Annotated in this window: 11 protein-coding genes; 5 read left to right on the forward strand and 6 right to left on the reverse strand. The window is 73.7% G+C overall.

What is annotated here, in order from left to right; all coding sequences use genetic code 11:
• The first annotated feature begins 295 nt into the window (after positions 1 to 295).
• From ACF9IK_RS12295 to ACF9IK_RS12310, 4 genes are all read left to right on the forward strand, one after another.
• On the forward strand, positions 296 to 3,715 hold the full coding sequence (locus ACF9IK_RS12295; protein ID WP_395294260.1) for a sensor histidine kinase: 3,420 nt from the start codon (positions 296 to 298) through the stop codon (positions 3,713 to 3,715).
• Positions 3,716 to 3,725: 10 nt separating this feature from the next.
• Complete coding sequence (locus ACF9IK_RS12300; protein WP_030057391.1) at positions 3,726 to 4,139, forward strand: roadblock/LC7 domain-containing protein; 414 nt, start codon at positions 3,726 to 3,728, stop codon at positions 4,137 to 4,139.
• A 161-nt stretch (positions 4,140 to 4,300) separates the two neighbouring features.
• Entirely contained in the window at positions 4,301 to 4,999 is a 699-nt protein-coding gene (locus ACF9IK_RS12305) for a DUF742 domain-containing protein (protein ID WP_395294261.1), read from the forward strand.
• Positions 4,980 to 5,564, forward strand: coding sequence for a GTP-binding protein (locus ACF9IK_RS12310; protein WP_395294262.1), 585 nt, complete (start codon positions 4,980 to 4,982; stop codon positions 5,562 to 5,564). The genes ACF9IK_RS12305 and ACF9IK_RS12310 overlap by 20 nt, the downstream gene beginning before the upstream one ends.
• A 96-nt stretch (positions 5,565 to 5,660) precedes the next feature.
• On the opposite strand, the gene cimA is transcribed toward ACF9IK_RS12310, so the two are convergent.
• The 3 genes from cimA to ACF9IK_RS12325 form a co-directional block, all read right to left on the reverse strand.
• Complete coding sequence (gene cimA, locus ACF9IK_RS12315; RefSeq protein WP_395294263.1) at positions 5,661 to 7,265, reverse strand: citramalate synthase; 1,605 nt, start codon at positions 7,263 to 7,265, stop codon at positions 5,661 to 5,663.
• A gap of 349 nt (positions 7,266 to 7,614) precedes the next feature.
• Positions 7,615 to 8,727, reverse strand: a complete 1,113-nt coding sequence (locus ACF9IK_RS12320; RefSeq protein WP_395294264.1) for a branched-chain amino acid aminotransferase — start codon at positions 8,725 to 8,727, stop codon at positions 7,615 to 7,617.
• Between the two features lie 226 nt (positions 8,728 to 8,953).
• Positions 8,954 to 9,991 (reverse strand): 3-isopropylmalate dehydrogenase, encoded by a 1,038-nt coding sequence (locus ACF9IK_RS12325; RefSeq protein WP_395294265.1) that lies wholly within the window; start codon positions 9,989 to 9,991, stop codon positions 8,954 to 8,956.
• A 312-nt stretch (positions 9,992 to 10,303) separates the two neighbouring features.
• On the opposite strand from ACF9IK_RS12325, the gene ACF9IK_RS12330 reads away from it, so the two are divergent.
• On the forward strand, positions 10,304 to 12,823 hold the full coding sequence (locus ACF9IK_RS12330; RefSeq protein WP_395294266.1) for a YfhO family protein: 2,520 nt from the start codon (positions 10,304 to 10,306) through the stop codon (positions 12,821 to 12,823).
• A 72-nt stretch (positions 12,824 to 12,895) separates the two neighbouring features.
• Here the strand turns inward: ACF9IK_RS12330 and ACF9IK_RS12335 are convergent, their stop codons facing one another.
• The 3 genes from ACF9IK_RS12335 to serA form a co-directional block, all read right to left on the reverse strand.
• Entirely contained in the window at positions 12,896 to 16,258 is a 3,363-nt protein-coding gene (locus ACF9IK_RS12335) for a S8 family serine peptidase (protein WP_395294267.1), read from the reverse strand.
• Between the two features lie 235 nt (positions 16,259 to 16,493).
• Positions 16,494 to 16,652 (reverse strand): hypothetical protein, encoded by a 159-nt coding sequence (locus tag ACF9IK_RS12340; RefSeq protein WP_395294268.1) that lies wholly within the window; start codon positions 16,650 to 16,652, stop codon positions 16,494 to 16,496.
• A 382-nt stretch (positions 16,653 to 17,034) separates the two neighbouring features.
• A complete protein-coding gene (gene serA, locus ACF9IK_RS12345) occupies positions 17,035 to 18,618 on the reverse strand; it encodes a phosphoglycerate dehydrogenase (protein ID WP_238951333.1) in 1,584 nt (527 codons plus the stop codon).
• Positions 18,619 to 18,725 lie beyond the last annotated feature (107 nt).

An 18,725-nucleotide genomic window follows, 5' to 3' on the forward strand; every position in this document is an offset into this window, starting at 1 on the left:
GATAAGCGGCGGATAACAGTTCGGTAGGCATTTTGTGATCAACAGTGGCTGTCTGTAGCGAATCAGCGTCACTCAGCGCCAGATGACCACGGTTTTGCGCTTCTATGTCGGCAAATGTCCTAATTGCTCCACCGTCGACCGTCCTCGGCGGCTGTTTGTCCCCCATCCCTGCACGTGCTGAAATTCCAGCTACCCCTGAATCCCGTACGGCAGTCCCACCACCCACCAGCGGGCCGCTCTCAGGGGTAGCGCTGGATTGATCCATGGCCGCGATCGGCCGAGAGGTTGTTGTCGAGTGAGGCGTAAGCAGCAGGTCGCCCCGCAGCGGCGCTCCGAGCCCCGCCAGAGCGGGCCGAACGGTAACGCAACGGGCCCGGCCGGATTCTCCGCGTTCACACCCACCGAGGAACGCCCGGCCGTCGCGCCGAAGCCGCCGACCGCCTCCACCGAGCGCCGCAGCGCCGGTCCGGCGGACGCCGCCGGCGGCAAGGACGGCAAGGACGGCAAGGACGGCGACAGCCGGTACGACTTCCTCCGGCCGCGCAACTGGCGCGTGCCGGCGCGTCTGATAGCCATCCTCCTCATCCCGGTCGTCATCGGCCTGGTCTTCGGCGGCCTGCGCGTCAACACCTCGGTCGACGGCTACGTCAAGGCCTCCCGGGCCGAGAAGACCGCCCGCCTGGCCAAGGCGGCCACCGAGCTCGCCGAGGCCCTGGAGAACGAGCGCGACAAGTCGCTCTCGCCGATCCTCACCGGCCAGGACCCGAACGGCGACCTCACCAAGACGCGCGGGACCACCGACGCCGCCCTCAAGGCGTACAACGCGGCCTACGAGGCCACCGACAAGTCCGGTGAGCTCCCCCACCGCCACTCGGCCTTCCAGCAGCTCGTCGCGTTCCTGCCGCACCTTCGCGACAACGCCTACAAGCCGGAGCTGTTCGCGACCGCGACGCAGTCCGCCTACTCCGTGATGCTCGCGCCGCTGCTCGCCTACGACAACTCGGTCGGCCTCGGCAGCACCAACATCACCAGCAAGGGCCGCGCGATCTACGCCATGTCGCTGGCCAAGGCCTCGGCCTCGACCCAGCGCGCGCTGATGCTCCACCTGCTGGTCGGCATCTCCGCCCAGTCCACCACCCGGTACGAGAACGTCGACCTGATCCAGCAGCTGCTGGTCTCGCAGAAGCTGGAGCAGGTCTCCCTCTCCGAGTTCAACACCGGCAGCGCCCCCGAGGACGCCCGGAAGTACGCCGACGCCCAGGTCGCCCAGGCCGCCGCCGACCAGCGCGCCGCCTTCCGGATGCCCAACGGCAGCGTGCCCACCATGCAGGGCCTGATGGCCCTCGGCGCCGCCTACAGCCAGGCCGCCGCGGACGGCCAGTCCAAGGGCAAGGCCGCCGCCGACGCCGCCTACAAGGAGGCCAAGGACGCCGGTCTGAGCAAGGAGAACTGGGAACAGGCCGCCAACACCCACATCGCCACGCTGCGCAGCACCGAGGTCGCGCTGCTGGACGACGTGCTCCACGACGCCGCCGACCTGCGGGACAACGCGCTCTACGACGCCATCCTCAACTCGGCGATCGTGCTCGCCGCACTGATCCTCGCCGGTGTGCTCACCGGCTACGTGGCCCGCTCGATGATTCTCGGCATGCGCACCCTGCGCAACGCCGCCCTGGAGATCGCCGACCGCCGCCTGCCGGATCTGGTCGAGAAGCTCTCCAAGACCGACCCGGACCGGGTGGACACCTCGGTCACCCCGATCCCGCTGCACGGCAAGGACGAGATCGGCGAGGTCGCCCGGGCCTTCGACCAGGTCCACCGCCAGGCGGTCGAGCTCGCCGCCGAGCAGGCGCTGCTGCGAGGGAACGTCAACGCGATCTTCACCAACCTCTCGCGCCGCAGCCAGGGCCTCATCCAGCGCCAGCTGGCGCTGATCACCGACCTTGAGAACAACGAGGCCGACCCGGACCAGCTGGAGAACCTCTTCAAGCTGGACCACCTGGCCACCCGTATGCGCCGCAACGGTGAGAACCTCCTCGTCCTCGCGGGTGAGGAGGCCGGCCGCCGCTGGAACACCCCCGTCCCGCTGGTCGACGTGCTCCGCGCCGCCGCCTCCGAGGTGGAGCAGTACGAGCGTGTCGAGCTCGCCGGCATCCCGGAGGTCGAGGTCGTCGGCGCCGCCGTGACCGACCTCGTCCACCTGCTCGCCGAGCTGCTGGAGAACGCCACCTCGTTCTCCAGCCCGCAGACCCGGGTCCTGGTCAACGCCACCCGCCTGCCGGACGGCCGCGTGCTGGTCGAGATCCACGACAAGGGCATCGGCCTCACCGCCGACGACTTCGCCGAGATCAACGAGAAGCTCGCCGAGCCGCCGACGGTCGACGCCACCATCTCCCGCCGCATGGGCCTCTTCGTGGTCGGCCGGCTCTCCCAGCGGCACGACGTCCGCGTCCAGCTCCGCCCCTCGGGCGAGTCCGCGGGCACCACCTCGCTGGTCATGCTCCCGCCGTTCCTGACCCAGATGGGCGCGGCTCCGGAGCCGGAGGAGCAGTTCACCGTCTCCCGGATCTTCGCCGACCAGGAGCCGACCGCCGAGTGGTCCGTGGACGGCCTCGGCCAGCCGCGCAGCGCCGCCGAGCTCGGCTTCGACGACCACCTCACCGGCAACGGCAACGGTTCCACCGGCTTCAGCCCGGCCCTGGACGCCGTCCAGCGCTCGCAGCGGCTCGACCAGGTCCGCCGCGCCGCCCTGGAGGCCGGTCCGGAGGCCACCCAGCAGCAGCCCGTGGTCGACGCCGAGGTCGAGGACGAGTACCCGGCGTACGGCCGGCGCAACGACGAGGCCTTCGCCCAGGACGGCCAGTACGGCCGGCAGGGCTACGACCAGAACGGCTACGCCGACGACCAGTACGGCTACGACGGCAACGGGTACGCCGAGGGCGAGTACGCCGGGAACGACTACGGGCAGGACGCCTACGGCCGGGTCCCGCAGCAGGGCTACGCCGACGACCGGTACGCCCCGGGCCAGGACGGCGGCCAGTACGGCCAGTACCAGGACTACCAGGACTACGACGGCTACGCCGACGACCAGTACGGCCAGCAGGCCGAGGAGTCCCCGGCCGGCCACCCGTACAGCCCGGAGCAGCCCGCGCTGCCGGCGGCCGACTCCTCCACCTCCCTGGCGTCGGGGCTGCCGCAGCGCCGCCCCGGCCAGCAGCTGGCCGGCGGCGGAGCGGGTGCCGACCCTTCGCAGGGCGGCGGCGAGACCCCGAACTGGTTCGCCGGTGCCAAGGACACCTCGACACCGAACGAGTCCCGCGGCCACGAGGTGTCCTCGCTCGGCGGCTACGGCCCCACCGGACCGACCGGCGCCGCCTGGCAGTCGCCCAACGACGGCGCCTGGCAGCGTGCCGAGCAGCTCCGTGAGCCCGCGTCCGGCGGCACCACCGCCTCCGGGCTCCCCCGCCGGGTGCCCAAGCAGAACCTGGTGGCCGGCAACGCCAAGCCCACCCCGCAGGACGGGCCGCAGGTCTCCCGCAGCCCCGAGGAGGTCCGTGGCCGCCTCACCAACCTGCGCCGCGGTGTGGAGCAGGGCCGCAGTGCCGGCAGCACCGGAAGTTTCCGGATCGACCCCGATCAGGTAGACCAGTCCGGCAACGGACAGCAGAACCGCAGCACCGATCTCTTCGGCGGCTCGAACCACCAGGAGCGTTGAGTTGACTCAGATGAGCCAGGCCGCACAGAACCTGAACTGGCTGATCACCAATTTCGTGGACAACACCCCCGGGGTGTCGCACACGGTGGTGGTCTCCGCGGACGGCCTCCTGCTGTGCATGTCCGAGGGATTCCCACGTGACCGCGCCGACCAGCTCGCCGCGGTCGCCTCCGGCCTCACCTCCCTCACCTCCGGCGCGAGCCGGATCTTCGAGGGCGGCGAGGTCAACCAGACCGTCGTCGAGATGGAGCGCGGCTTCCTGTTCCTGATGGCCGTCAGCGACGGCTCCGCCCTCGCCGTGCTGGCCTCCCCGGACAGCGACATCGGCCTCGTCGGCTACGAGATGGCCCTGCTCGTCGACCGCGCCGGCGCCGTCCTCACCCCCGCACTCCGCGCAGAACTTCAGGGCAGTCTCCTGCACTGACGGTTCGTCGGATACCGTCCTGGTATCCGAAGCACCTCCGCGCCCGTCCCGGGCCCGCTTCGGCGGGCTCGGGTTCGGACGTTGTACGGCCTTCGCACCACCGGCTCCGGATCCGCACCCGAGCTCGCACCGCACCGCCGCACCCTGTGAGGAGAGGAACCGTGACACCGCCCGACGACCGCAGCGGCCAGTACGGCGTTCCGTACCCTGGCACAGGCCATGACGCCTTCGGAGCACCCGGCGTCGTCGGCCACGGTCAGCAGTACGGCCAGCCGTACGGCCAGGAGCAGTTCGGCCAGCAGTACGCGCAGGAGCAGTACGGCCAGTACGCCCAGCCGCAGCCCCCGTACGACCCGCACGCCTCCGGCTACCCGGCGCAGGGCCACCTGTCCGGCCGGCACGCCGGCCACGGCGGGCCCGGGCAGGGGCCCGCCCCGCAGCGCGGCCCCGAGCCCGGCCCCGGCTACGCACCGGCCCAGGAGCCCGGCCACATCGAGGAGTTCGAGGACGACCACGACTCCGGCCCGCTGATCCGGCCGTTCGCGATGACCGGCGGGCGCACCCGGCCCCGGTACGAGCTGGCCCTGGAGGCACTGGTCTCGGCCAGCGTCGATCCGCAGCGCCTGGCCACCCTCCTCCCGGAGCACCAGCGGATCTGCACCCTGTGCACGGAAGTCAAGTCCGTCGCCGAGGTCTCGGCCCTGCTCTCGCTTCCGCTGGGAGTGGCCCGCATCCTCGTCGCCGACCTGGCCGAGGCCGGCCTGGTCGCCATCCACCAGCCCGCTTCCGGGGGCGAATCCGGAAACCAGCCCGACGTCACGCTGCTCGAAAGGGTCCTCAGTGGACTTCGCAAGCTCTAACGCGGCCGCCCCCACCCGCGCAACCACCTCGGCGAAGATCGTCGTCGCCGGCGGCTTCGGTGTCGGCAAGACCACGCTCGTCGGCGCCGTCTCCGAGATCAACCCGCTGCGCACCGAAGCCGTCATGACCAGCGCCTCCGCCGGCATCGACGACATCAGCCAGGTCTCCGGCAAGACGACCACCACCGTCGCCATGGACTTCGGCCGCATCACCCTCGACGAGGACCTCATCCTCTACCTGTTCGGCACCCCCGGACAGGACCGCTTCTGGTTCATGTGGGACGACCTCGTCCGAGGCGCCATCGGAGCCGTCGTCCTCGTCGACACCCGACGCCTCGCCGACTGCTTCCCCGCCCTCGACTACTTCGAGAACAGCGGACTGCCCTTCGTCGTCGCCCTCAACGGCTTCGACGGCCACCAGCCCCACACCCCCGACGAGGTCCGGGAAGCCCTCCAGCTCGGCCCCGACACCCCCATCGTCGCCCTCGACGCCCGTCGACGGGACAGCGCCAAGAGCACCCTCATCACCCTCGTCGAACACGCCCTCCTCGCCCGCCTGCGCTAGGCAGGCCGGCCGGGAGGCGGTGCCGCGGTTCGCCGCGGAACCGATGCGGCCCACGGCCCCCGTCCGGGAGTCCGTGGGCCGCCGGCGTCCGCCGGTCTACTCGGCGGGCTCCAGGCCGGCCCGCAGCAGGCCGTAGGTGTAGGCGTCCTCCAGGGCCAGCCAGGAGGCGGCGACCACGTTGTCGGCCACCCCGACCGTGGACCAGGCGGCGGTGCCGTCGGTGGACTCGATCAGCACCCGGGTCTTGGAGCCGGTGCCGTGCTGGCCCTCCAGGATGCGGACCTTGTAGTCCACCAGCTCCAGCTCGGCCAGCTGTGGGTAGATCCGGTCAAGTGCGGTGCGCAGCGCCTTGTCCAGGGCGTCGACCGGGCCGTTGCCCTCACCGGTGGCGATCCGCCGCTCGCCCTTGGCCCAGAGCTTGACGGTGGCCTCGTTGCCGGTGAACCCGTTGGGGCCCTGCTCGCTGATGGTCCGCCAGGACTCCAGGGTGTAGAAGCGCTCGCGGCTGCCGCGCACCTCGTCACGGAGCAGCAGCTCGAAGGAGGCGTCGGCGGACTCGTAGGTGTAGCCGAGGTTCTCCTGCTCCTTGACCTTGGCGACCACCCGGCCGGCGAGGTCGCGGTCGGTGGAGAGGTCGTAGCCGAGCTCCTTGCCCTTGAGCTCGACCGAGGCCCGGCCCGCCATGTCGGAGACCAGCATCCGCATGGTGTTGCCGACCGTCTCCGGGGCGATGTGCTGGTAGAGGTCCGGGTCGACCTTGATCGCGGAGGCGTGCAGCCCGGCCTTGTGCGCGAAGGCGGAATGGCCGACGTACGGCTGGTGGGTGGAGGGGGTCAGGTTGACCAGCTCGGCGATGGCGTGCGAGATCCGGGTCATCTCGGCGAGGCTGCCGGCCGGCAGCACCCGGCGGTCGTACTTGATCTCCAGTGCACCGACCACCGGGAAGAGGTTGGCGTTGCCGACCCGCTCGCCGTAGCCGTTGGCGGTGCACTGGACGTGCGTCGCGCCGGCGTCCACCGCGGCCAGGGTGTTGGCCACCGCACAGCCGGTGTCGTCCTGGGCGTGGATGCCGAGCCGGGCTCCGGTCGCGGCGAGCACGTCGGCCACGATGTCGCAGACGCCGGCCGGCAGCATCCCGCCGTTGGTGTCGCAGAGCACGACGACGTCCGCGCCGGCCTCGTGCGCGGCGCGGACCACCGCGAGGGCGTAGTCGCGGTTGGCCTTGTAGCCGTCGAAGAAGTGCTCGCAGTCGATGAAGACCCGGCGGCCCTCGGCACGCAGGTACGCCACGCTGTCCCGGACCATCTCCAGGTTCTCGTCCAGGGTGGTGCGCAGCGCCAGCTCGACGTGCCGGTCGTGGGACTTGGCGACCAGGGTGACGACCGGTGCGCCCGAGTTGACCAGGGCGGCCAGCTGCGGGTCGTCGGCCGCCCGGCCACCCGCCCGGCGGGTGGCGCCGAAGGCGACCAGCTGGGCGTGCCGGAGGTCCAGCTCGTCCGCGGCCCGGGCGAAGAACTCGGTGTCGCGGGGGTTCGCGCCGGGCCAGCCGCCCTCGATGAAGCCGACCCCGAACTCGTCCAGGTGCCGGGCGATGGCCAGCTTGTCGGCGACCGTCAGGTTGATGCCCTCCCGCTGCGCGCCGTCGCGCAGGGTGGTGTCGAACACGTGGAAGCCGTCGTCGGTACGGCTGACCTCGGTCATGGCCCTTGGTTCTCCGTTCGGGGAGTTGGTACTGCTCTGCCGGATTGCGAGTCCCGGCTCCACTGTCCAGCATCCCGCGCGCGGCCCCGGTGTCCCTGGGCCCCTTGTGGGGGCTCCCGGCCGGTCCGGGGAAACAAAAAGACCCCTCGCGGGTGCGAGAGGTCTGCGCGCGGGTCTGGACGCTGGTGGTCGCTCCGCATCGGGTACTGCGGAGCGGTCACTGCGGACCGGCGCGCCTGCTGCTAATAATCAGCGAAAGCGAGGACACGCTCGCAGTCTGGCACAGCGATCCGGAATCCGGCCCGGCCGTCTCGGCATCCGAAACGGCCGGGCCGGAGGCGGTCCGGCATCAGACGATCTTGTGCAGCCAGCCGTGGGTGTCGGGGGCCTGGCCGCCCTGGATGGCGAGCAGCGCCTTCCGGAGCTCCATGGTCACCGGGCCGGGCTCGCCGGCGCCGACGGTCCAGTCGCCGCCCTGGGACTTGACCGAGCCGACCGGGGTGATGACGGCGGCGGTGCCGCAGGCGAAGACCTCGGTGAGGGTGCCGTCCGCGTTGCCCTGCTTCCACTCCTCGGTGGAGATCTTCCGCTCCTCGACCGCGTAGCCGAGGTCGGTGGCGAGCTGCAGCAGCGAGGCGCGGGTGATGCCGGGCAGCAGCGCGCCGGAGAGCGCGGGGGTGACGATCTTCGCGTCCTCGCCCTCGCCGAAGACGAAGTAGAGGTTCATGCCGCCCATCTCCTCGACCCACCGGTGCTCGGCGGCGTCGAGCCAGACCACCTGGTCGCAGCCCTTGGCGGCGGCCTCGGCCTGGGCGACCAGCGAGGCGGCGTAGTTGCCTGCGCACTTGGCGGCGCCGGTGCCGCCCGGCGCGGCCCGGACGTAGTCCTCGGACAGCCAGACCGAGACCGGCTTGACGCCACCGGGGAAGTAGGCGCCGGCCGGCGAGGCGATCAGCATGAAGAGGTAGGAGTTGGACGGCCGGACACCCAGGCCGACCTCGGTCGCGAACATGAACGGGCGCAGGTAGAGGCTCTGCTCCGGCTCGTTCGGCACCCAGTTCTGCTCCTGCTGGACCAGCAGCTCGACGGCCTCGACGAAGGCCTCGACGGGCAGCTCCGGCATGGCCAGGCGGCGGGCGGAGGCCTGGAAGCGCTCGGCGTTGGCCTCCGGGCGGAAGGTCGCGATCGACCCGTCGGTCTGGCGGTAGGCCTTGAGGCCCTCGAAGATCGCCTGGCCGTAGTGGAGCGTCATGTTGGCCGGGTCGATCTCGATCGGCGCGTACGGCTGCAGCTGCGCATCGTGCCAGCCCCGGCCTTCGGTCCAGCGGATGGTGACCATGTGGTCGGTGAAGATGCGTCCGAAGCCGGGGTTGACCAGCCGGGCCTCGCGCTCCGCGCTGGACAGCGGGTGGGCGGAGGGCTTGAGGTCGAACGTGATGGGCGCCTGGGTGGGCGTGCTCATGGCTGTGTGTCCTTCACCGTGGGGTTGGTCCGGGCCGCCTCCGCAGGTGAACGTTTCGGCACAACGGCCCCGAAACGGACGCACAACGGCACGGCCCACTGTCGATACTCGCATCCAGAGGGCCGTGCCGAACAGTTGCCAGCTCCTTGGGAAGCTGCAAGCTGCGGTTATGCGCGTGTGCGCTCCGGCCCCGTCAGCCGGAACACCGCTTGTCGGTTCCGGCCCGTCAGCCGGATACTCGGGCGGCGAGCGCGTCGCCGACCTGGGACGTGGTCCGGGTGCCCGAGCGCTCGGCGAGGTCAGCGGCGACCGCGGCCTCCACCGCGGCGGCCTCGGCGGCGAAGCCGAGGTGGTCCAGCAGCATGGCGACCGAGAGCACGGTGGCGGTCGGGTCGGCCTTGCCCTGGCCCGCGATGTCCGGGGCCGAGCCGTGCACCGGCTCGAACATCGACGGGAAGTCCCCGCCGGGGTTGATGTTGCCGCTGGCGGCCAGGCCGATACCGCCGGTGACGGCGGCGGCCAGGTCGGTCAGGATGTCGCCGAACAGGTTGTCGGTGACGATGACGTCGAACCGCTCGGGCTGGGTGACGAAGAAGATGGTCGCCGCGTCGACGTGCAGGTAGTCGGTGGTGACCTCGGGGAACTCCCGGCCGACCTGCTCGAAGATCCGCGTCCACAGGTGGCCGGCGTGGACCAGCACGTTGTTCTTGTGGACCAGGGTGAGCTTCTTGCGCGGCCGCGCCTGGGCCCGCCGGTAGGCGTCCCGGACGACCCGCTCGATGCCGTACGCGGTGTTGAGGCTGACCTCGGTGGCCACCTCGTGCTCGGTCCCGGTCCGCAGCGTGCCGCCGTTGCCGACGTACGGGCCCTCGGTGCCCTCGCGGACGACCACGAAGTCGATCTCCGGCTCGCCGGCCAGCGGGGACTTCACCCCGGGGAAGAGCCGGCCCGGGCGGAGGTTGATGTGGTGGTCGAAGGCGAACCGCAGCTTCAGCAGCAGCCCGCGCTCCAGCACGCCGGACGGCACGCTCGGGTCGCCGATCGCGCCGAGCAGGATGGCGTCGTGGGTCTTCAGCTCCGCCAGCACGCTGTCCGGCAGCGTCTCGCCGGTGCGGTGGTAGCGCCGGGCGCCGAGGTCGTACTCGGTGGTCTCCAGCTTGACGTCGGCGGGCAGTGCGGCTTCGAGGACCTTGAGGCCTTCGGCCACCACTTCCTGGCCGATGCCGTCACCGGGGACAACTGCGAGACGAATGGTGCGAGACATGCTCGGACCCTACTCCGCCGTCCCATTCACTGACACCTGCTGTCCACTATCCGGACGAACGATCAGGCGAGGTCGATGTCGACCGGGAACGGCCGTTCGAGCTTCACCTGCTTGTGGTGGATACCGGTCAGACCGTACGACTGGGTGGCCGGGTCCAGCTCGTTCCCGACGGCCGCCCTCAGGCTACTCGGCGGCCTTCCCCCCGTACGTCCCTCCCACGAGGGAGCGCGTGAGGCGGCGTCCGCGCCGGGGGCGCGCCTATGCTCGCGGGCATCCGGATCCGGCATTGCTCGCAGAACGGGGCAGAACACCATGGTCACGCGGTGGCGGGAGGCACGGGTCTGCGGGGTGGCGGGCGGCGCGGCGGCGGCGGGGTACGCGCTCGCGGCGGCGCTGCGCGGCGCCTGGCCGCCGGGGGCGGCGGAGGTCGCGGTGCCCTTCCACGCCCAGCTCTGGGACCTCGCCCACGGACGCGCCCCCGGCGATCTGCTGTTCACCTGGAACAGCGGCTACGGGGCGCCCTTCCTGGCCGACTTCTTCGCCCACCTGATGAACCCGTTCTCCTGGCTCGCCGTCCTGCTGCCGCGCGGCCAGGGGCAGCTCGCGGTCTTCCTGACCGCGACGCTCAGCATCGGGCTGGGCACCGCCCTGATGGCCCACGTGCTGGGCCGGCTGCACGCCGGGCCGCACTGGCTGCGGGCGGTGACCGCGCTCGGCTACGGACTCTGCACCTGGGTACCGACGGTCGGCGGGGCGGCGCCGATGTGGCTCTGGGGCCTGGTCTCGCTGCCGCTGCTGGTGCTGGCCGGGGACTGGTGCCTGCACGAGCGGCGCTGGGTGGCCGGCTCGCTCTGCGTCGCGGTGGCCTGGGCGGGCAACCTCTACACCGCCGCCATGGCCACCGTCACCGCCGGCCTGGTCCTGGCGGTGCGGCTGCTCGCGGTGCGGCGGCCGTTCAAGGCCTCGGTCCGGGCCACCGGGCGGGCGGTCACCATGACCGCCGCTGGGGTCGCGCTCGCCGCGCCGGTGCTGTTCACCGCCGTCCGGGCCGCGCAGGAGGCGCAGCCGGAGTCCCCGGTGCAGCCGCTCGGCCCGTCCGGCCTCGGCGGGCACCTGGCGCGGCTGCTGCCGGTCACGGGCAGCGGGCCGCCGGTCCCGGACGTATCGATCGGCCTGTTCGGCCTGCTGCTGGTGGCCGGGCTGCCGTTCAACCGGAGGGTCCGGGCCCGGGAGCGGGCCGTCTGGTGCGGGCTGCTGGCGCTGGTGGTGCTGAGCTTCGTCCGGACGCCCACCGTGCTGGTCTGGCACGGGCTGGCCATCCCGGCCGGCGGCCCCTACCGGGTGGCCTTCGTGCTCAGCGGCCTGCTGGTGCTGGCCGGGTGGGTCTCGCTCGCGCACCGGCCGGACCGGTGGACCCTGCTCGGCGGCGCCGCGGTCGTCCTGCTGGTGGCCGGGATCGCGGCCGCCCGGCGGACGGTGCCCGCCACCACCTGGGTACTGCCGGCGGCCGGCGGCGCCGTCCTGCTCGCTGCGCTCGGGACGCTGGAGCTGCGGCACGCCGACCGGCGGGCGGGCGCGGCCGCCACCGCGGTCCTGGGCTGCGCGGTCCTCGGCGGCCTGGTCTGGTCCGCGTACTCGGCGCTGGGCGGCCCGGCGGGGGCGAGCGCCACCGGGGCGTCGGTCCGGGCGGCGTACGCGGCGGTGCGGCAGTCCGCCGGCTGGCCGCGTGCCCGGACCGATCCCGGGCCGCACGCCTTCACCCCGAACGACCCGCTGCTGCTGGACGGCCAGGGCGGCGGCTACGCCAGCGGCTACCTGCCCACCGTCACCGCCCTGCTCCTGCACGACCTCGGCGCGGGCTGGAGGGCCGGCGGGCGGCAGACCGCGAGCGTCACCGACCCGGTCGGGCGGGCGCTGTTCGCCGTCCGCACCCAGCTGGCCGACGGACCGCCGCCGGCCGGCTTCACGGTGGTCCGGGCCGCGACCGCGCCCCCGCTGGTCACCGTGCTGCCACCGGGCGGTGCGCCGGACACCTCCTCGGTCTGGTCCCGGCAGGAGTCGCTGCTCGGCTCCCCGGTGTACGACGTCCCCGAACCGGTCCCGGACGGCGGCCCGGCCCCCGCCGCGCACGGCACCAGCGGCTGGTCCGTCCCCGCGACCCCGGCCGGGGCTGACGGCACCGCTTTTGCGGCGGCCTGCACGCCGGGCGGTACGGCGTACTTCCACGGGGTCTGGTTCGCCGGCACGGTGAGCGGCCTCGGGACGGCCTACCGCAGCGACGGTGAGCAGCCGACCACCGCCGTGCCGATCCACGAGCTCGGGCCGGTACCCGCCGACGGCCGGGTCCGGGTGGTGCTGCACGCGGACGCCGTCACCCAGGTACCCGCCCGGCCGATCGGCTGTCTGCGGCCAGGCGCGCTGGAGGCGGCGGTCGCCCGGCTGACCCTGACCGGCGCGACCCGGGTGGCCGCCGGCGGCCACACCGTCACGGCCGTGCTGCCGCCCGGCAGCACCGGAACGGCATTGCTCTCCGTCCCGGCCGCCGCCGGGTGGAGCTGTGCGGCGGGCGGCGGCCGCCACCGGGCGCCCGACTCCGTCCTCGGCATGGTCGGCGTGCCGCTGGGCGCCGGTGCGGACCGGATCGGCTGCTCGTTCCGCCCGCCCGGCCTCGACGAGGGGCTGACCGCGGCCCTGGCCGCGGCCGCCGTCACGACGCTCGCCGGCGTCGTCGGCCGCCTCCGTCACCGTCCCGCCCGACCGCCACGGCGCCTGCACCGCCGGGCGGCCGGGCGGGCCCGGCACGAGGGTGTGTCGGGCCCGCGGTCCGGCTGACCTCCCGGAGGAACGCCCCGGAGCCCCCGGGGCGGGTGGGGGCTCCGGGGGATCGGCCGAGCGCGGGGTGGGTCAGGGCAGGGCGAGGATCTGGCCGCGCCGCCCGTCCCGGTTGAAGTGGTGGAACAGGAGGACCCGCGACGTGTCGCCGTCGGCCCGGTGGATGTCGAGGACGGTGCCCGGTGGCAGGGCGGCGGCCACCGCGGCGGGCCCGCCCGGTCCGGTCCGGACGTCGACGGCGGGGTGCAGCACGTCGATGGTGAGCGTCGGCCGGGTGCCGCGCAGGCCGATCGCCGAGAAGGCCTCCGCCGGGTCCGGCTTGCCGGTCGTGGCGACGCCCGTCCAGAGACCGTAGCGGACGGTGCTGTGGCCGGCCTTCACACCGGGGAGGGCGCTCAGCCGGACGGGGAGCACCAGCACGTCGCTGTCCAGCAGCGCGGTGTCGGTGTCGCCCCAGCGGGCGTTCAGCGGCTGGACGCCCAACTCGGCGCCGGTGCGGGCGTCCAGGGTCCGTGCCACCAGGACGTCACTGCCGCGCTGCCGGTCGGCCTTGACCACCGCGTCCGTGACGCCGTCGCCGTCGGTGTCCAGCGAGGCCCGGACGGCGAACAACCCGACCGGCGTGGCGGCGGGCGCCCAGACCTGGGCGCCGAGGTAGAGCATCCCCTGGCCGTCCGGCGCGGCCGGGGCGTCGGAGGCGGCACCCGCCGCGCGCAGGTTGGCCGCCCGGTCACCGGGGCGTTCGACGCAGACGGCGTCCGGGGCCTGCGCCTCGGTGCTGTCCTCCGGGACGATGCCCGCGCCCGGGCCGACGGCGGCGCCGCTGGCGGGCGGGCAGTCGGGCCAGCGGACGCCCTCGCCGCCGAGGGCGAACGCGCTGAGCAGTCCGGGCTGTTCGGCCGGGGCCGGGGTGCCGACGAGGGCGGCCAGCACGCCGGAGCGGGTGAGCCGGGTGGGCGCCGCCGCGGTCAGGTCGGAGGCCGGCCGCGGGGCGGCGAAGACCGGCACCCGCAGCCCGGGCAGCGCCGGGTCGGACTCGGGGGTGAGCAGCAGCCGGCCGGAGAGCTCGCCCCGGTAGCTGCGGGCCTTGCCGCCCTGGAGGGTGGCGATGGTGGGGTCGGGGGCCCGGCCGAGCCGCCCGGGGACGGTCAGCGCGACCCGGACCCGGGCGGTGCCGCCGGCCGGGACCTCGATCCGTTCGGGCGTCACCGCGAAGGCGGCGCCCGGCAGTTCGGTGGCGGCCGCGTAGCCGGTGCGGTACACCGCGGCCGTCCCGGAGAGGTTGCGGACCTCCACCTCACGCGCATCGCTGTACGCACCGCCGACCGGGACCGGGCCGAAGGAGACGCCGACGGCGCCCTCGACCGCGCCCTCGCCGGCCGCGTAGGCCACCGCGGGGGTGCGGACGGCTCCGCCCACCCGGACCCGGCCTGCGCCGGTGCGCTCGGGGCCGTAGACCGGGCCGGTGCCGCCGTCGCCGAGCCAGGTGTCGCCGGCGGTGTTCATCAGCGCGGCCTTGACCTGCTCGACCGTCCGGTCGGGGTGGGCGGCACGGACCAGCGCGGCCAGGCCGGCCACCAGCGGTGTGGCCATCGAGGTGCCGTCCTCGCGCTGACCCCCGGTGCCGCTGCCGACCTTGGCGGACCAGATGGTCTCGCCGGGCGCGGCGAGGTCGGGCTTGACCACACCCGGCACACCGATCCCTCGCGAGGTGAAGTCGGTGAGGGTGTCGGTGCGCTGCGGCTGGTCCTGGGGGACGACGCCGTGCAGCGCGTTGCCGGGGGCGGCGAGCCGGACCTGTACCGGGCCGTCGGCCGCGCCGGCCCGCAGCCGCTCGCCGTCGGCGTGGCCGAGCAGGGCGACCGGGATGCGGTCGTTACCGGCGATCTCGGCGAGGTGGTCGTCGTCGGCGGCCAGCAGGGCGCCGACCGCGCCGGCGTCGGCCGCGTGGTCGGCCCGCGGGCCGGAGCCGCAGGCGCGCTCGGACTCGCGGGTGCTCCAGGCGAGCACGGCGATCTTCCCGGCGAGCCGTTGCCGGTCCGCCCCGGTGAAGGCCGTGCAGCCGTCCGACTGGTCGGCGGGCAGGGCGAGCAGCCCGCTGACGTCGGCGGTGGCCCAGTCCTGGTAGCGGCCGCTCCAGTGGGACGGGACGACCCCGGCCAGCGGGTCGGGGGCGAGCACGGTGACGCCGTCGGCGTCGCTGTGCGGGTCGACGGAGGCGGCGACGGCGATCGCCCGGGGTGCGGTGCCGGGGCTGCCGCCGATGCCGTGGACGTCGCCCTCGTTGCCGGCCGCGGCCACCACCACGGTGCCCAGCTCGGCGAGGTGGTCGACCGCGATCGCGTCGGCGTCGTCGGGCGAGCCGAAGCGGCTGCCGAGGGAGAGGTTGACGACGTCCAGCCGGTCGCCGAGGTCGCCGTCGCCGTTCGGGTCGGCGGCGACGTCGAGCGCCTGGGTGAGCTGGTCGGTGGCACCGTCGCAGCCGAAGACCCGGATCGCGTAGAGCTGCGCGCCGGGGGCGGCGCCGGGGCCGACCCGGAAGCCGGCCGGGTCGAGGCCCGGCCGGTAGGGGCCGGCGTACGGCTTGCCGTCGGCGGTGACGCCGAGCCCGGCGGCGGTGCCGGCCACGTGGGTGCCGTGCCCGTTGAGCGCGCAGTCGATCGGGTTGTCGTCGGGGTGCGGTTCGGGCTGGTAGGCGGGCGAGGACGGGTCCGGGTTGTAGTCGTCGCCGACCAGGTCGCGGCCGCCGACCACCTTGGCGCTGGGGAAGAGGTCGGCCGGCGCCGTCCGGGCCCCGTCGACCGCCTTGAACGCCTGCTCGGTGCCGGGGCCGCCGAAGTCCGCGTGGGTGTAGTCGATGCCGCTGTCGACGATGCCGATCCGCACCCCCTGCCCGGTGTTCCCGGCGCCGGCCTCCGCGGACGGCCCGGCCCAGACGCCGGGCGCGCCGGTCAGCGGCACGGAGTGCGCGTTGTCCCGCTGCTTGCGGACGATCGGGTGGACGGCCTCGACCCCGGGCAGCGCGCGCAGGGCGGGCAGCCGGTCGGCCGGCACCGTCACGGCGAGACCGGTGAGCAGGGTACGGGTGCGGTAGAGCTCACGGGCGGTGGGCACCGCGCCGTGGACGGCCGCGGCCAGCCGGTCGAGCGCGTCCTGGGCGCGGGACCGCTGCCCGGCCCCGGCCGCGGCGGCCTCGCGGCGCACGGCCTCCGGGGAGCGCTGGGCCCGCCGGGCCTCGGCGGCGGCCCGGCGCCAGGCGGGGCCGGCGGCCTCGGTACCGAGCTCCAGCAGGACCGAGGCCTCCCGCGCGCCCGGCGGTGCGGCCGTCGGCGGACTGCCGGCCGCCGGGGCGGCGGTGAACAGTGCCGGCCCTGACAGCAGGGCCAGGGTGAGGCCGATCCGGACGATCGGACGACGGACGGGTGGCTGACGCACTGGGCCCTCTCCCCCGGCAAGGGGGACTGATCCGCACGCCGTGTCGCTGACGCCCGCCCGCGCGGACGCCGATCACCCTTCCCGGGCCCCACATATAGGAGGCCCGGGAAGGGCAGTGCGAGCAACATCCCTCCAACGGGGGCCACTTGCACTCTCCCGGGTGACAAGGTGTCAGCCCGGACGGGTCAATGGGCGGATGAACGCCGCGGCGGACGCGCCGGGCCGCGAAGACCGCTCAGAGGTGGCCGGTGACGCCGCCGTTGTCGCGGCGGTCCAGCGCGCGCTGCAGCGCGGCGGCCGCGAACGGCGTCCGCTCGGCCGCGCGGCGGCGGCGCGGGGCGCGGGCGGCGGTGGCGGGGGCGGGAGTGGCGTGGCGGTCTGCGGTGGGGGGCATACCGGGCTCCTTGGCGAAGAGGGGCACGCGGGGCGCGTGGAGGGGGTGAGGCACAGGAGGTGCCGTGCGGAGCGCGTCGCAAAGAGGGTGGGACGGGCGACGGGACGGTGCGCGGGGCAGGGGTCGCCTGCCCTCGGGGCGCACGGGCGCACACGGGCCGCAGGCCCTGGCTACAGGGGCGGCACACCGTATGGCTCTTCCACGGTACGGCCACGCCCCTGCCGTGTCTGCACGAATACTTGGATTTCCTAGTATCTGAGACGGGGGTGTCACCCGAAGCGCCGAACACGCCCTCGAACACGCCGCCCCCGAACGCCGCAGGGCCCGTACCGCCGGCGGCGGTACGGGCCCTGCGTGGCTCCCGGGCGGCCCCGGGGCGTGCTCAGGCGCCCAGGTCGACCGAGCGGGCGAAGCGCGCACCGATCTCGGCGGCGATGGCCGACAGCACCTCCTGCGGGATCTGGCTGTCCACGGTGATGGACGCCAGTGCGCCGCCGCCGTCGCGGGCCACCTGCATGCCGGCGATGTTGATGCCGGCGTCGCCGAGGTGGCGGCCGAGGACGCCGACCACGCCGGGGCGGTCCTCGTACTTGAAGAACGCCATGTGGTCGGTGAGCGCCACGTCCACGTCGAAGGCGTCCACGCCGACGATCTTCTGGGTCTGCTTCGGGCCCGCCAGGGTGCCGGAGATGGCGATCTCGCCGCCGTCGGCCAGGGTGCCGCGGACGGTGATCACGTTGCGGTGCTCGGGGCTCTCGCTGGAGGTGGTCAGGCGTACCTCGACACCGCGCTCCTGAGCGAACAGCGGGGCGTTGACGTAGGACACCGTCTCCGCCACGACGTCCTCGAACACACCCTTGAGAGCGGAGAGTTCGAGCACCTTGACGTCGTGCTGGGTGATCTCGCCGCGGACCTCGACGTCGAGGCGGACGGCCACCTCGCCGGCCAGCGCGGTGAAGATCCGGCCGAGCTTCTCGGCCAGCGGCAGACCCGGGCGGACGTCCTCGGCGATCACGCCGCCCTGGACGTTGACCGCGTCCGGGACGAGCTCGCCGGCCAGCGCCAGGCGCACCGACCTGGCGACGGCGATGCCGGCCTTCTCCTGCGCCTCGTCGGTGGAGGCGCCGAGGTGCGGGGTGGCGACCACGTTGTCGAAGGCGAACAGCGGGGAGTCGGTGCACGGCTCCTTGGCGTAGACGTCCAGGCCCGCCCCGGCCACCCGGCCGTCGCGCAGGGCACTGGCGAGCGCCTCCTCGTCCACGATGCCGCCGCGGGCGGCGTTGACGATGCGGACGGTCGGCTTGACCTTGTGCAGCGCCTCGTCGCCGATCAGGCCGATGGTCTCCGGGGTCTTCGGGAGGTGGACGGTGATGAAGTCCGAGACCTCCAGCAGCTCCTCCAGCGAGACCAGCTTGACGCCCATCTGCGCGGCGCGGGCGGCCTGGATGTAGGGGTCGTACGCGACGATCTTCATGCCGAACGCCGACATCCGCTGGGCGACCAGGACGCCGATCCGGCCCAGGCCGACGACGCCGAGGACCTTCTCGCTGAGCTCGACGCCGGTGTACTTGTTGCGCTTCCACTCGCCCTGCTTGAGCGCGGCGTTGGCCGGCGCGATGTTGCGGGCGACGGAGATCAGCAGGCCGCAGGCGAGCTCGGCGGCGGTGACGATGTTGGAGGTCGGCGCGTTGACGACCATCACGCCGGCCTTGGTGGCGGCCGAGACGTCCACGTTGTCCAGGCCGACGCCGGCCCGGGCGACCACCTTGAGCTTGCGGGCGGCGGCCAGCGCCTCGGCGTCCACCTTGGTGGCGGAGCGGATCAGGATGGCGTCCACGTCGGCGATCGCGGTCAGCAGCTCGGTACGGTCCGCACCGTTGCAGTGGCGGATCTCGAAGTCGGGGCCGAGGGCGTCGACGGTGGCGGGCGACAGCTCTTCGGCGATCAGCACAACGCCGGTTGTCACAGTGTTAGCAGTGCTCACGACAGTGTGTCCTTAACTGTCCGGTTCTCCCCGGCACGTAGGTGGCGTGGAAGGCGGGGGAAGGTGGCATGCCGCGTAGGTAGACGCAC

The sequence above is a fragment of the Kitasatospora hibisci genome, from assembly GCF_043950205.1.
Taxonomy (GTDB): domain Bacteria; phylum Actinomycetota; class Actinomycetes; order Streptomycetales; family Streptomycetaceae; genus Kitasatospora; species Kitasatospora hibisci.

Bases quoted from the DNA above. Each gene is read 5' to 3' on its own strand.
- ACF9IK_RS12300 (WP_030057391.1), top strand. From the start codon at position 3,726: ATGAGCCAGGCCGCACAGAACCTGAACTGGCTGATCACCAATTTCGTG.
- cimA (WP_395294263.1), bottom strand. From the start codon at position 7,265: ATGACCGAGGTCAGCCGTACCGACGACGGCTTCCACGTGTTCGACACC.
- ACF9IK_RS12320 (WP_395294264.1), bottom strand. From the start codon at position 8,727: ATGAGCACGCCCACCCAGGCGCCCATCACGTTCGACCTCAAGCCCTCC.
- ACF9IK_RS12325 (WP_395294265.1), bottom strand. From the start codon at position 9,991: ATGTCTCGCACCATTCGTCTCGCAGTTGTCCCCGGTGACGGCATCGGC.
- ACF9IK_RS12330 (WP_395294266.1), top strand. From the start codon at position 10,304: ATGGTCACGCGGTGGCGGGAGGCACGGGTCTGCGGGGTGGCGGGCGGC.
- ACF9IK_RS12340 (WP_395294268.1), bottom strand. From the start codon at position 16,652: ATGCCCCCCACCGCAGACCGCCACGCCACTCCCGCCCCCGCCACCGCC.